This window comes from Priestia sp. 3CA3 (assembly GCF_056836725.1).
Map to the genome: position 1 here is coordinate 79,550 of NZ_JBXENJ010000009.1, position 14,832 is coordinate 94,381.

General features: G+C 38.1%; 13 protein-coding genes. 3 read left to right on the top strand and 10 right to left on the bottom strand.

Annotation, left to right across the window (positions count from 1 at the left end; translation table 11 throughout):
* Positions 1-137 precede the first annotated feature (137 nt).
* The 7 genes from AC1VNJ_RS21780 to AC1VNJ_RS21810 all read right to left on the bottom strand — a co-directional run bounded on the left by AC1VNJ_RS21780 (position 138) and on the right by AC1VNJ_RS21810 (position 6,527).
* On the bottom strand, positions 138-692 hold the full coding sequence (locus AC1VNJ_RS21780) for a glycerol-3-phosphate responsive antiterminator (protein WP_033580667.1): 555 nt from the start codon (positions 690-692) through the stop codon (positions 138-140).
* Between the two features lie 113 nt (positions 693-805).
* Positions 806-2,344, bottom strand: a complete 1,539-nt coding sequence (locus AC1VNJ_RS21785; protein WP_013055260.1) for a carbon-nitrogen hydrolase family protein — start codon at positions 2,342-2,344, stop codon at positions 806-808.
* Between the two features lie 357 nt (positions 2,345-2,701).
* A complete protein-coding gene (locus tag AC1VNJ_RS21790; RefSeq protein ID WP_033580668.1) occupies positions 2,702-3,472 on the bottom strand; it encodes a L,D-transpeptidase in 771 nt (256 codons plus the stop codon).
* A gap of 189 nt (positions 3,473-3,661) precedes the next feature.
* Positions 3,662-4,456, bottom strand: coding sequence for a SurA N-terminal domain-containing protein (locus tag AC1VNJ_RS21795; protein WP_033580669.1), 795 nt, complete (start codon positions 4,454-4,456; stop codon positions 3,662-3,664).
* A gap of 259 nt (positions 4,457-4,715) precedes the next feature.
* Positions 4,716-5,708, bottom strand: coding sequence for a Gfo/Idh/MocA family protein (locus tag AC1VNJ_RS21800; RefSeq protein WP_028412595.1), 993 nt, complete (start codon positions 5,706-5,708; stop codon positions 4,716-4,718).
* A 168-nt stretch (positions 5,709-5,876) separates the two neighbouring features.
* Positions 5,877-6,104, bottom strand: coding sequence for a hypothetical protein (locus tag AC1VNJ_RS21805; RefSeq protein ID WP_482641290.1), 228 nt, complete (start codon positions 6,102-6,104; stop codon positions 5,877-5,879).
* 30 nt (positions 6,105-6,134) lie between these two features.
* The gene (locus tag AC1VNJ_RS21810) at positions 6,135-6,527 is read right to left on the bottom strand and encodes a YhcU family protein (RefSeq protein WP_013081630.1); all 393 of its coding nucleotides are present in this window, start codon (positions 6,525-6,527) and stop codon (positions 6,135-6,137) included.
* 155 nt (positions 6,528-6,682) lie between these two features.
* Between AC1VNJ_RS21810 and AC1VNJ_RS21815 the strand changes: the two genes are divergently transcribed.
* Entirely contained in the window at positions 6,683-7,594 is a 912-nt protein-coding gene (locus tag AC1VNJ_RS21815) for an RluA family pseudouridine synthase (RefSeq protein ID WP_047751693.1), read from the top strand.
* Positions 7,595-7,631: 37 nt separating this feature from the next.
* Here AC1VNJ_RS21815 and AC1VNJ_RS21820 read toward each other — a convergent pair whose 3' ends face one another.
* Complete coding sequence (locus AC1VNJ_RS21820; RefSeq protein ID WP_033580672.1) at positions 7,632-9,650, bottom strand: methyl-accepting chemotaxis protein; 2,019 nt, start codon at positions 9,648-9,650, stop codon at positions 7,632-7,634.
* A 141-nt stretch (positions 9,651-9,791) separates the two neighbouring features.
* Positions 9,792-10,667, bottom strand: a complete 876-nt coding sequence (locus tag AC1VNJ_RS21825; protein WP_028414323.1) for a cation diffusion facilitator family transporter — start codon at positions 10,665-10,667, stop codon at positions 9,792-9,794.
* Positions 10,668-10,999: 332 nt separating this feature from the next.
* On the opposite strand from AC1VNJ_RS21825, the gene AC1VNJ_RS21830 reads away from it, so the two are divergent.
* Both AC1VNJ_RS21830 and AC1VNJ_RS21835 read left to right on the top strand, forming a co-directional pair.
* The gene (locus AC1VNJ_RS21830; protein ID WP_328173926.1) at positions 11,000-11,956 is read left to right on the top strand and encodes an L-lactate dehydrogenase; all 957 of its coding nucleotides are present in this window, start codon (positions 11,000-11,002) and stop codon (positions 11,954-11,956) included.
* A gap of 62 nt (positions 11,957-12,018) precedes the next feature.
* Positions 12,019-13,599 (top strand): lactate permease LctP family transporter, encoded by a 1,581-nt coding sequence (locus AC1VNJ_RS21835; RefSeq protein ID WP_033580673.1) that lies wholly within the window; start codon positions 12,019-12,021, stop codon positions 13,597-13,599.
* Between the two features lie 98 nt (positions 13,600-13,697).
* On the opposite strand, the gene AC1VNJ_RS21840 is transcribed toward AC1VNJ_RS21835, so the two are convergent.
* Positions 13,698-14,690 (bottom strand): zinc-binding dehydrogenase, encoded by a 993-nt coding sequence (locus AC1VNJ_RS21840; RefSeq protein ID WP_049162821.1) that lies wholly within the window; start codon positions 14,688-14,690, stop codon positions 13,698-13,700.
* Positions 14,691-14,832 lie beyond the last annotated feature (142 nt).

The following is a 14,832-nucleotide window of genomic DNA, read 5'->3' on the forward strand; positions in this document are numbered from 1 at the left end:
AGAAAATAAGAAAATCCACCATACATCCCCCTAATAAAATCATTAAAAGGCTATACCGTGGATCTCCTATTCTCCCTCACAACTATTAACTTATCTAGAAGTTTACTAGATGATGAAAGCGTTGTCAAACAGTTTTTTTAAGTTGAAATACTCCACAGTTCTCTATTTGATGTTGTAACAGCAGAAGCCCCGGCTCCTAAAGCATTACGAACTTCTTCTTCGGTTCGTATTAAACCTCCGGCTAACACCGGAATGCCTGTTTCAGCTTTGACTTCTTGGATTAAAGTGGGCACAATTCCAGGAAGAAGCTCAATATAATCGGGTTTTACTTTCTTCATTAACTCGTAGCTTTTCTTCAAAGCCGTGCTGTCTAATAAAAAGACCCGTTGAATGGCATAGATTCCTCTTTGTTTAGCTTTTAAAATGACGTTTGTTCTTGTCGAAATAATCCCCGCAGGCTTAAACTCCTGACACAAAAAATCAACCGCATACTCATCGTGCTTTAAGCCATGAATTAAGTCTAAATGAATGATTAGCTTTTTTTCATGCTTATGAACCTCTCTCATAATTCCTTTTAGCATGCCCACTTGATTGTCTAAAAGAACTCCGTACTCGTAATTGCTTACTAAAAAATTTTCCAATTGCTTCATATCTCGAACAGCGGGTAATACCGATTGTCCATGAAAACTCATGTTTTCCCCTCTTTTCCATGGTTAGTCCACAAAATTCATTGTAATAGTTTTTATTATGGCAAAAGTTGAAATAAAAAACACCATGCATTTGCATGATGTTTTTAGAAACTGCGTTATTTTTTATATTTAATATTGTAAACGTCATGGCGTCGATCTTTTAATTGACGAACCGTTCCTGATTGACGCTGGCGACGAAGAATTTCTAAATCTACATCTCCAATAACCACCATTTCAATATTAGGGTTACATTCTCCTACAATACCGTCTCGTGCAAATTCAAAGTCAGACGGTGCAAAAATAGCAGACTGAGCGTACTGAATATCCATATTTTCTGTTTCAGGCAGGTTTCCAACCGTACCTGCGATAACCGTATAAATTTGGTTTTCGATCGCACGAGCCTGAGAGCAGTATCTTACGCGCAGATAGCCTTGACGATCTTCCGTACAGAATGGTGTAAAAATAATATTTGCACCTTTATCTGTAGCAATACGAGCAAGCTCAGGAAATTCAATGTCATAGCAAATTTGGATCGCAATTTTCCCGCAATCTGTATCAAACACTTCAACTTTATCTCCTGGGCTAATTCCCCACCATTTTCTTTCATTAGGTGTAATATGCACTTTGTACTGCTTTTCAATTGTTCCATCTCGGCGGAATAGATAGGCAATATTAAAGATATCTCCATTATCTTCTTCGACGAAGTGGGATCCTCCAATAATATTCACGTTATATTTAACCGCTAAGTTAGTAAATAACTCAATGTACTCTTCCGTATATTCTGCTACGCGCTGAACCGCTTTGCTTGGAATCTTTTCATTCAAGAAAGACATGAGCTGAGTTGTGAAAATTTCCGGGAATACGCAGAAGTCGGCTTTTGCATCATAAGCAACATCTGTATAATATTCTACCTGTGTTGCAAACTCTTCAAATGAATTGATCTGTTTCATCATATACTGAACAACACAAATACGCACTGGGAATGATGTTTTAAAATGGCGTTTTGAACGGCGAACATAATCTACGTTGTTCCATTCCATCAGCGTTGCATACTTATTAGAAGCTAGGTCATCAGGAAGATAACCAGGGTTTATACGCATAAGCGTAAATCCGTTCATTAGCTGAAAAGATAGTACTGGATCATAAATTTTATGATGAATAACTTGCTCTACATACTCTCTAGGCGACATTTCAGCTGAATGCTTATGGTAATTAGGAATTCTTCCTCCGATGATGATACTTTTAAGGTTCAATTCACGTGCTAAATCTTTACGCGCTTCATATAAGCGGCGTCCTATTTTCATGCCGCGATACTTTGGATGAACCATTACTTCAATTCCATACAGATTGTAGCCTTCGGGGTTATGATTTGTAATGTATCCTTCGTCTGTAATATCGTCCCACGTATGCTGATCATCGTACTCATCAAAGTTCACAATCAAGCTTGAACAAGATCCGATAATTTCCCCGTCGTACTCTGCACATATTTGTCCTTCTGGAAAAATAGCCAGATGACTTTCAAGCTGTTCTTTTTTCCACGGATCCATTCCCGGGAATGATAGCTTTTGAAGTGCTAAAATTTCATCTATATCGTCCGGTTTGATGTTACGAATAATCATTTTTTTCTCGAATTTTGATAAATCTATTGTAGACATACGCTAAAACAACCCTTTCTCTCTCTTCATTAGGCAATTAGTTTCCCTGTTTTTTATTATAATAAACATTATTAAAAATTCAAAAAATGAGGTTGAGACATAACGAAATAAATCCAATCTAAAGACGAACAAATGGATACATTAGCTTGTGACACCACTGTTGACTTCCTTGCAAGACTTCGCTTTCCGCGGGCGGCCGCAGGAGTCTTCACCCTCCCATCAACTGCTAGAAGGAACGAAACAGATGAAACCGGCGTTCACCATAATAAAAAAACGAACCAAGAATCAAGAATCAAAATTCTGATTAATGGTTCGTTTTTCACTTAGGCTAAAATACTTTTGTCCCAGCCTCATTTTCTATTTGCAAATATCTAATTTTATGGATGTTTTTTTATTAGGATAATTTTCAATAAATCCTGGTCCTAAAGAGACTTTAATGCCATCTATTTTATATACATTATAACGTTCACCGCGATTTAACGTACGAATCTTTACCCATTTTCCTTGTTCTTCTTTTAACAAAACCATCGGTGATTGAATCGTTACAAAACCAATTTGGCCTTTTGAGAGCTTTTTCGTTTTACAAAGATTCTGGGCAACTGGAGTACTGCTTATTTTGTATTTGTTTTTCATAGCGATTGAATCAAAACTTTGAGAATGAAATTGACCAATAACCACTTTTGTACCGGTTTGAACGCGGTCAAACAGCCAGCGTACCTCTTCATCATACATACGAATGCACCCTGAACTTGCGTAGGTTCCGATAGAACTTGGATTATTATTTCCATGAATAGCGTACGTGGTGCCATACGTTCCGCGCGCATTTAATCCTAGCCAGCGATCACCTAGCGGATTCCTAGGATCTCCTCCCCGAATGTTGTCTTTATAATAAGGCCGGTTTTTAATTTTATTCACAATGCTAAAAGTACCCTCTGGTGTATAACTCATCTGCCTCCCTGTCGCAACTTTGAACGTCTTTACTAATTTTCCTCCATTATAAAAAGCAAGGGTGTTAGTAGATTTATTAATGATAATAAGTTGATTTGACGCCGCAGAAGCATTGCCTGTCAGACCCATCCCTGCGAGTAAAAAAACAAGCCCAACAAAAAAAACAGCCACCTTTTTCATTTATCGACTCCCCCAATTTCTCTTATATCTATATAAGAAAAGTATAGGATGAAAGGCAAACCATCAGAACACTTTTTACCTTATAAGTCAAAATACATTAAAATCTTTCACGCACCCCTTTTTACTGACAAGAAGCAATAAATGTACATAACAAAAAAACGGCCCTTTAAAGGGCCGTTTCATTTGTATTTAAAGCTTCACTTCAACTTTTGCATTTTTCTTAAGTTCTTCAACTTTTTTCTGTAATGCTTCTTGTTTCTTTTGTTGTTCAAGCTGCTGCTTAATTTGAGGCTTTACGTCTTCAAGCTTTGGCATTTGAGATTGTTCTTTACTGCCGCTTGCTTGACTTTGGCTTTGTTTTGCAAATTGATCGTAATAATCTTGAATTTCCTTATCTGTTACTTCAGGTGTTTGGATATCTTTATCTACGTACTGCTGATATTTAATGCTGTCAGCCAGCTCAGACTTTAATTGTGATTGAGTAATTCCTGCATCTTTTAAAGCCGCTTTGAACTGTTTATCTGTTTTGAACTGCTTTTTCGTTTCTTTTAACTTTTTATTTACTTCTTCATCAGTTGCTTTATAGCCTTTGTTTTCAGCTTCTTGCAATAGCAGCGTTTGACCTACTAAATTGTCAATTGTTTGCTGCTTTACTTGTTTAGCTGCTTCTTTAGAAGTTGGGTCTTGTCCCATTTGTTGGTACTGATTTTGTGATGTAGCCAGGGCTGCATTATATTCTTCACCCGAAACTTTTTTACCGTTTACAACTGCTACGGTTTTCTTTTCATCTACTTTTTGTTTATCTAATTTCTTCTGCATTTCTTTTGCTTGCTTTTCCTGCTTTTCCTGAGCCTCTTTTTGCTTCTCAGTTTGTGCAGTTTTTTGATCATCGTTCTTTGATTGCTTTGCATCATCGTTTGAACCACAAGCTGTTAAAGCTGCAGCAATTAACCCAATGAGCAATGTATACATCAGTTTTCTCATGATTAATCTCCTTTCATAATCCCAAACGATTATTAGCTATTCGAAAAAATCATCTAGGGGGCATTGTATATGATATAGGCGTAAAAAGAAACCATTTAGGCTCATTTTAAACATATGTAATAAGATTGAAACGTTTTGTAATCTTATGAAAGGTAAATGCTTTCGTTTATACGACCTGTCTAATCATAACATTATTTAGTATGATTTACATAATTTGCAGTAAGCTATTCATCGTACATTCTTTTCTTTAAAGCTTTCTTTACATTAAAGATGACAGTATTTGATCACATAATCTCATCGTTTTTACATTGTCGCTCCCACTGGAAAGAGGTTCTTGGTCATTTGTACAACACTCAATAAAATGAGCCATCTCTCCAACAAAACCACGAAGGTAAAGATCTCGATAAGCTCCCGACATCGGTGAAGCAGAAGGTGTAAACACACGATCGTTTTCTTTTAATGATTTCCACGGTAATTCATCAAAAGTCTGGGATTCGTGAATAGTTAATGAATTTATTTCGTCAACAAAAGCAAAGCCATCGTCAAATGTCACTAATAAGTTTTCACTTTCTCGAGACCATGCTGTCATGCCAGTAAAATACAGGCTCCCTACAGTGCCATTGTCAAACTTCAGCGAAATACTATTTGAAATATATTCACCATGATTATTTCTGAACCCTGTCACGTGAACGACTTCGCCGAACAAGTGACGGACGAGATCAACAATATGTATGGCAGCAAGCTTCATAAACTGCTCTTCATCTTTACAAAAAGGGGTACTGTCTACAGCAAATCTTGCTTGAAATGAACGGACACTTCCTAGGCTACCTTCTTCAATTAATTCTTTTAACTTCATATAACAAGGCGCATAGCGCTTCATGAAACCTACCATAACTTTTACGCCAGCTTGCTTAGCAGCATCTGAAATCTCTTTTGCTTCTCTTTCATTCATCCCCAAAGGCTTGTCCACATAAACATTTTGTCCTGCTCGAATGCAATCCAGCACCAAAGCAGGATGATCTTCAGGCTGTGCCACAACCACTACTCCATCGCACTTTTCTTGCTTTAGCATTTTCTTATAATCATCGTACGGCGTACCGCTGCTCCCAAATCGTTGAAGAGCAGTTTTTGATCTTTCGATACTGCGTGTGGAAATTGCTTTAATTTCTGCTCCCGCTTCAATAACAGAGGGGTAAATGTTCGTTGATGCGTGAAAGCCTGCACCGATAAAACATAATTTTGCTTTTGTCATGTTTTCGCTCCTATTTATTTTTTGATGGATTTATACAAGTTTGACCATATCACAAGCTCTTTTTGAATGTCCAATAGAAGTCTGAAATATATGATTAAAAAGAGGCCGGTACAGAACTAAATGAATCCAACCTAAAGACGAACAAATCAGATACATGAACTGAACCGCTTATGACACCGCCGTTGATTTCCATGCAAGGCTTCGCTTTCCGCGGGCGGGCGCTGAGCCTCCTTGTCGCTTGCGCTCCTGCGGGGTCTCATCTGTCCCGCTTTTTCCGCAAGAGTCTTCGCCTTGCCCTTCAATCAACTGCTGGAAGGACGAAACAGATGAAGTTGTATTCACCATAAAAAAAACGAACCACTCATCAAACTTGCTGATCAATAGTTCGTTTTTCACTTAGGCTAAAATACTTTTCTCCCAGCCTCTTTAATTTATGTATGAATTATAAAACGATTCATACGAATACGTAATCAAATTGTTTTCTTTTGCAAAACACTCAATGGAAACAGGAAATAAAAACCCGTATTTTTTTAAAATTGCAATATTTTTTTCGAATTGCTCGCAGTCGCTTTCTTCAATCGGCCGATGTTGAATCGCTTCAATTACGGCAATTATTGTCTGAAGGCTACTAATGACTTGCAATGCTTCATCGAGTAAGCCATTATATAAATGGTCTGTACAATAATCTGGATTTAATAATTCATCAGGATTAAGCTTATCTACAGATACATACCGAGGTAACAAGTCATAGCGAAGCTGTTCAGTCAACTCTTCTATGTAATTCTCCATTTCTGGCGGAGCTGCTTGGGCAATTTTCATGGTTACCCCCCCTTTTTTCTCTTAACTTATGTCTCTTTATTTAGCATAACATAAACATAAAACGAGAACTTCAGGTAGTTATTTCCTCCTAATTATTTACAAGTTCTTTTTAAAGATTAAAGGATATTTACTAGTATGTAAGGAAGGGATTAAATATGAGTATACACGGCCAATGGCTAGAAGATAAAATCGCAAAAAATGATGCAGGGCAAACAATTGAAGATTATTTAAAAACGAAATGGCGTATTCCTAAAAAAACGCTGCATCAGTTTCGGATGAATAAAAATGTGCTTATAAACGGTGAACCTTTACCATGGAGGAACACTCTTAAGGAAAATGATAGAGTGTCACTCCCTTTTTTTGAAGCAGAACCTGATGAAATAACACCTTACAATGTTAATATAGAGATTTTGTTTGAAGATGAACACGTGCTAATTGTAAACAAACCAATAAACCTAAATACTCATCCTTCATCAGAGCAGGACCAAAAAACTCTTTTAAATGCTGTAGCTGCTTATTTTCAAAAAATAGGCCTCAAAACAAAGCCTAGACACGTTCACCGTTTGGACAGCGATACATCAGGTGCTATCTTATTCACGAAGCATTTTGTAGCAAGTTCTGTGTTTGACCAGCTGCTGGCTGAACGTAAAATTAACCGGACTTATGTTGCTCTTGTCCAAGGACTCATGAAACAAGAGCAAGGAATCGTTAATGAACCTATTGGACGCGATCGCCATCACGCTACGAGAAGAAGAGTATCTAGAACGGGACAAGCTGCCAAAACATCTTATCGCGTGTTAAAGCGCAATATGGCAAAAAATGAAACGCTTATTGAACTTTCGCTCGAGACCGGACGCACTCACCAAATACGTGTTCATATGAGTCACATCGGCCATCCATTACTTGGTGATACGCTTTATGGCGGAAAGAGATTAAAAGATCAGCAGCAAGCTTTACATGCCATTAAGCTTTCTTTTATACACCCGTTTACACATCAGCGCGTGTCAGCTGTTGCACCTCCAGATCAGCAGGTTTTTTTACCGTACAGCAACTTGTTTTCCTATTAAATAAAAAAGAGCGCCAATATGTTATTGGCGCTCTTTTTTATTTAATTTTAAATTGACGAATCAAGTTCGCCAATTCTTCACTAATCTCTTGCAAATGTTCAGCCGATTGAGAAACAGTAGAAATAGCTCTAATTTGTTCTTCTGTAGAAGCCGTAATTTCTTCCGTTCCTGCTGCTGATTGCTGTGCAATAGCTGCTATACTTTGAATGGCCGCTACCACGTCTTCCTTATGCTCATCAATGCTGTCCATGCTGCTTGTTACATGTTCGACAGCCGCTGCCACCTGCTCAATGGTAGTAGCAATTTCACGAAAAGCTTGTTCTGTGTCTCCTACCACAAAGTCTTGAGATTTTGAAAGTTCTTCTGTCCGGTTGCATTCTTCACGAGCAGCCGCGACTTCCCCTTGAATCGCTGCAATCGTGTGGCGAACTTGTTCAGTAGCCTGAGAGGACTGTTCAGCAAGTTTTCGTACCTCTTCAGCTACTACCGCAAATCCTTTGCCATGTTCTCCTGCACGAGCTGCTTCAATACTAGCATTTAGTGCAAGTAAATTTGTCTGATCTGAAATGCTATTAATTGTAAAAATAATAGATTCAATTTCTTTCATCTTACTTGTTAACTCTTCCATTACCGTTTGAACACCGTGAATCGTCTGAGATGATTCGGTAGTTTGGTTGCGAAGCAGCTGCATTTGTTTTAAGCCTTTTTCATTGATGGTTACAGCTTCAATCGTCATTTTATTAATCTCGGCGTTTTGTTCAATGACTTCTTCAATTTGTGAAGATAAACTCATCGTTTTGTGATTAGTAGAGTCAGCGTCAGAAGCCTGCTGGGTGGCGCCGCTGGCAATCTCATGGATAGCCCGGCCAATTTCTTCACTGGATGCAGTTGCTTCTTCAGATACAGCACTCAAGTCTTCAACAGACGTTTTTACTGTCTCAACAGACGTCTGAACCGTGCCAATCAATGTTTTCATTTTAGCTACCATATCGTTAAATAAATGAGTAAGTTCACCAATTTCATCTTTTGACTTCGTCTGAACCTGAACTGTTAAATCGCCAGCTGTTACTTTGGCTACTTCGTTTTTCAAGCGGCGAATTGGATTCGTAATGATTCTTGAGAAAAAGATGGTTAACACCACTGATAATAAGATGCCAATTAACGCAATCCAGACAATCACATTCAGTAAATGATGAGCGCTTGAGAGCATTTCATTATAAATAAAGGCGTTTCCTATCTTCCAATTCGTTCCTTCGAGAGTATCATATGCCATCACTCTCTCTTCACCTTGAAAGGTATACTTCATGAAATCTTTATTCCGGTCTGCTTCGTACATTTTTTTCATAAATGGCTGATTCATTAAATTTTTTCCAGCTTCTGTTGGATGAACGAGCGCTGTGCCATTTTGATCAAATAAAAATGCATATCCACCGTGATTTACTTCTGCTTTACCTACAATGTTTTTTAATGCATCTAAGTCTAAATCAGTAGCTATAACGCCCAGCACATTTTTAGTATCTGGATCTAAAATAGCCTTTGCAATCGTCACAACCGTCTTTTTCGTTGCTGCATCTTCATATGGATCCGTGTAAATTACTTGATCAGGTAATGCCATTGCTTGTTTGTACCAAACTCTTGAAGTCGGGTCATAACCTGATCCGTACTCTTGCTTAGGAACAGAATACATTCCCTTATTTTTAGTGCCTATGTATTCAAGTGCCAGGTTTGGATATTTTTCTTTAAACTGCGTAAACTCTTTTTGAACCGTATTCCATGTAAAATACGGATTTTTCTCTTGGTTTGTTTGATTTCCTTCCTGCTTAACAAAATTAACAATTACGTCATTTTCACTATACGTCAGCAAAGAACGACTATACATGTCTAAGTACGTATGAATCGTTTCTTTTAACTCTTTCACTTGACTTTGAGACTGAATCTCTACATCTTTTTCTATTTGTGTTTTGGTAAATTGATAAACAGCCCCTGAAACAACTAATAATAAAATAGCTATAAAAATACTAAAAAATACTACGAGCTTTGCACTTAACCTCTTCATTCCCTCACCCTTCTACAAAAATCTTTATATTACTAATAACGGCTTTTCATTTTCATTTTTGAAGAAGTTTTTGTGATTTATTTCAAATTTCTCCAAAAATAAAACCAGCCCATCCTTTCATAACGAAAGAACGTGCTGGTTTTATTTTTGCTTTTCGTATGCATCAGGTTCAATATGAACAAGCGTATCTTTAATCTGATGCTCATCGTTCATCATATGTTCAATTTGATCAGCAATTTCATGGCTTTTAATAACATTTAAATGGGGATCTACTTTAACAGTTACATCAATCACGACTTGATTACCAAGCTTGCGCGCTTTCACATCTTCTACTTCTTTTACACCTTCTACAAGCCCAATGCTTTCTTTGTAGTGCCCTAACTTTTCTTCATCAAATCCGTCCGTTAAGGAGTGAGCCGCTTCTTTAAAAATCTCGATGGCTGTTTTACAAATAATAATTCCCACAGCAAAAGCAGCTACCACGTCCAGCCAGGGCAGGCCGAATTGTGAGCCGAAAATTCCCACAACAGCCCCTATACTCACAAGTGCATCAGACAAATTATCTTTAGCAACCGCATATAAAGACTGGCTATCAAGTTTTTTAGCAAGCTTAATATTATACCGGTAGACACCACCCATAACAGCAGCCGCTCCAAGACCTACCCAAGCAGCCAGTAAATTAGGCGCTTCAGATTTGTCCATAAATAATGACTGACCCGCGTCGACCAATACTTCTAGTCCGATGACCATCATGATAAAAGAAGCAATAAGTGAAGAGATATGTTCCGCTCTGGAATGTCCATAGGGATGATCATTATCGCGAGGTTTTTTAGAGATTTTTAAGCCGACTAAGACGGCAATTGATGCAATAATATCTGTAACATTATTAAGACCGTCGGCTTTTAAAGCAGAGGAAGCGGTGACACCCGCAATAATAAGTTTACATGCTGATAAAAAGATATATGATAAGATACTAACCCAAGCGCCTTTTTGGGCTTGCTCATAGTAGTTCTCCATCCCTTCCACTCCTTTATTCAAAATAAGCAAACTTAGTGTAACAAATGGATTTCGTGTGGGTCTATAGAAACATTATTGGCTGTTAACATACAAATAGAGAATGTTAAACTCTTTAGCTTTCTGCAAAACAAGTTGCCTTTACTCAACACTTTAAACGTTTAAGATCTTTCTAAATGTGGCACTTCATGTAGAAGAACCCTTTTTTAAATCGCCCTGTAGAATTGTTTACTATTTTTTTAAGGGTGTGATTTTTATCACAGCCGAGGGTATTTATTCTTGTTACACTAACATTGTGAAAAACATCACAAAATAAAATTCAAAGGATGATACAAATGAAAACACAATTTACACCAAAGACACGAAAAGTTGCCGTTATCGGAACTGGTTTTGTTGGCTCAAGCTACGCTTTTTCAATGGTGAATCAAGGTATTGCCAATGAATTAGTGTTAATCGATATGAACAAAGAAAAAGCAGAAGGCGAAGCACGCGATATCAATCATGGAATGCCATTTGCCACACCGATGAAAATCTGGGCTGGAGATTATAAAGACTGCGCTGATGCTGATTTAGTGGTTATTACAGCGGGCGCTAATCAAGCTCCAGGGGAAACGCGCTTAGATCTAGTTGAAAAAAACGTTAAAATTTTTGAATTCATTGTAAAAGATATTATGAACAGCGGATTTGACGGCATCATTTTAGTGGCAACAAATCCAGTTGATATTCTCGCACACGTTACACAAAAAGTATCAGGATTACCAAACGAACGAGTAATTGGTTCAGGAACGATTCTTGACACAGCTCGCTTCCGCTACTTGTTAAGCGACTATTTCGAAGTAGATTCTCGCAACGTCCACGCTTATATTATGGGGGAACATGGAGATACGGAATTTCCTGTTTGGAGCCACGCGCAAATTGGCGGTGTGAAGCTCGAACATTTTATCAATACTGCTGCTATTGAAAAAGAGCCGGATATGCAGCATCTATTCGAACAAACACGCGATGCGGCTTACCATATTATTAATCGAAAAGGAGCGACTTATTACGGAATTGCGATGGGACTTGTACGCATAACCAAGGCTATTTTAGATGATGAAAATTCTATTTTAACGGTATCTGCTTTATTAGAAGGACAATACGGTATTTCTGATGTGTATATCGGCGTGCCGGCTATCATTAATAAAAACGGCGTGCGCCAAATTATTGAATTGAATTTAACTCCTCACGAACAGCAGCAGCTCGAGCACTCTGCTAGCATTCTTAAGCAAACTCGCGACAGAGCTTTTGTGTAACATCAAAAGATTTTTGCGGGGGACTCCCCCGCTCCCTTGTTTTAAATATGTAGTAGAGGTGTATGAATATGACGTGGACTCAAGTATATAATCCGTTAAATAATATTTGGCTTTCTGCACTAATTGCACTCATCCCCATCATCTTTTTCTTTATTGCTTTAACTCTTTTGAAATTAAAAGGACACATTGCTGCTGGTATTACGGTACTTCTTTCTATGATTATTGCTATTTATTTTTATGATATGCCTGCCTCAATGGTCTTAGGAGCCACAGGCTATGGGTTTTTGTATGCACTTTGGCCCATCAGCTATATTATTATCGGCGCGGTGTTCTTATACAAGCTAACTGTCAAAAGCGGACAGTTTACTACCATTAGGCAATCTATTATTTCAATAACCGATGACCCCCGCTTGCAAATGCTGCTTGTTGCTTTTTCCTTTAATGCTTTTTTAGAAGGAGCAGCAGGATTTGGAGCTCCAATTGCCATTACAGCAGCGCTTCTAGTTGGACTTGGATTCAAACCGTTAAAAGCAGCGGCGCTATGCTTAATTGCTAATACAGCTTCAGGAGCTTTTGGCGCCATGGGGATTCCTGTCATTGTCGCAGGACAAGTATCTGGCATTGATCCAAAAGAAATTGCTCATTTTCTTGGCACGCAGCTTCCGATTATTTCTTTTCTTATCCCTTTTTTACTTGTCTTTATTATGGATGGGATAAAAGGATTAAAAGACGTATGGAAAGCAACGAGCATCACAGCCATTTCCTATGCACTGACGCAGTATTTAACTGTTACATACATCGGCCCTGAACTTCCAAATATCACATCTTCTATTGTGAGTTTGCTTGCTCTTGCTTTTTATATTAAAAGAACAAGCCCGGCAGCAGCTAAAAGCTTCAGCCTGTCACCAAAACAAATTTTAAAGGCTTGGTCTCCTTTTATTCTATTAACGATACTCGTTACGGCTTGGAGCATTTCTTTTGTCAAAACGGCGCTTGAACATCTGAACCTGCTTATTAACGTCCCATTTTTACACAATCACGTAATTAAAGCAGCGCCTTTAGTAAAAGATCCTACGCCTTACGCTGCTGTCTTAAAAATAGACTTATTTGCAGCAACAGGTACGGCAATTCTTATCGCTTGTATCCTTTCAGTTTTCTTGCTTAACGTATCGGCAAAAGTGGCATGGACCACTCTTTTGGAAACCGTAAAAGAACTATCAAGACCTATTATGACGATTATGATGGTCATTGCTTTTGCTTTTATTTCAAATTATTCAGGACAGTCCTCTACACTTGGATTGGCACTCGCTACATCAGCTGCTTATTTTCCATTTTTATCTCCATTTCTTGGCTGGATTGGCGTATTTCTAACGGGGTCTGTCGTATCGAATAATGCGCTGTTCGGCAACTTGCAGCTAACTACTGCTCAGCAAATTAATGTCTTGCCAATTATTCTCGTAGCGGCTAATACTGCCGGCGGCGTAATGGCTAAAATGCTTTCTCCTCAATCAATTGCTGTCGCTGCTGGAGCAGTAGGTTTAGCCGGAAAAGAGGGTGAACTGTTTAAATACACGCTCAAATACAGCATGGGATTTTTGATACTAGGAGGATTTGTTACCTTTTTATTGGCTTGGTGGTTATGATAAAAAAACTGCTAAAAATCCTGTTATTACCTTGTTTCTTTCATTTAAACAAACGTTTGATTATATAAAAAAGTCCCCAGTTAGCGCCGGGGATTTTTTTATTCTGAAATAAGTAAACCTATATTGCCAAATTGTTTTCCTTTATCTAATCGTTCGCAAGCTGCAGCTGCCTCTGACAGCGGATAGAATCTATCGACGATTGGTTTAATTTGATGTTTCTCTATAAAATCCATCATGTCCACAAATTCTTCCTGACTTCCCATAGATGTGCCAAGTATATTGAATTGAGGATAAAAAATAGTTCTTAGAGGCAATTCAACTTCATTTCCAGAACTCGCACCAAAATTAACAATTCTTCCATTTGGCTTTAGTATTTCAAAATACGTCGGAAATAAAGCTGCCCCCACACTATCAAGTATGATATCTACTTTTCTATCGTTGATTTCTTCTTTTAGGTTACTTCCACTGTCTAATGCATAATCAGCTCCGTACTCTAGGGCTTGCTTTCTTTTTTCATCACTTCTAGAAGTAACCGTTACGTCAGCTCCGATAGCTTTTGCGAATAACAAGCCATAAGTCGCGACTCCGCTCCCTATACCAGGAATAAGTAGATGTTCTCCTTTTTTTAACTGTCCTTTTGTAAAGAGAGCTCTATACGCAGTTAAAGCTGATAATGAAAGAACTCCCGCTTGTTTCCAAGATAGATAAGGCGGCTTTTGCACAACATTATCCGCTTTTATGATTACATACTCTGCAAACGTTCCATTCGATGGACCACCTAAAATTTTAGGCGTAAACGGAATGTCCTCTATACGATCCCACTCCAGACTTGGATTAATGATCACTTCTATTCCAATTTTTAAACCTTTTACGCCTTCTCCCACTTCTTCTATAATACCTGCACCGTCTGAACCGGGAATAAACGGCTTATCTCCTTTGCCTCGATTATTCATAACAAATAAATCTCTCCGGTTTAAACCTGCTGTTTTTAACCTTACTTTTACTTCTCCTCTTTCAGGGGGCATCTCCTGAAGATTTCTGTAATTCATGCCTGCTATACCGCTTTTCTCACTATGTATAATGACTTTCATGATTTCGCCTCCTCTTAATCTACTCTACTAAAAAGCTCAAAACCGCAAAAGAAATATGCCAAAAAAAGGAAAATAAACTTTTAAAATCGCTTTTTCACCGTTTTATCTTTATTTTTCTGTATCCTAAAAGTATTCAGCTTCT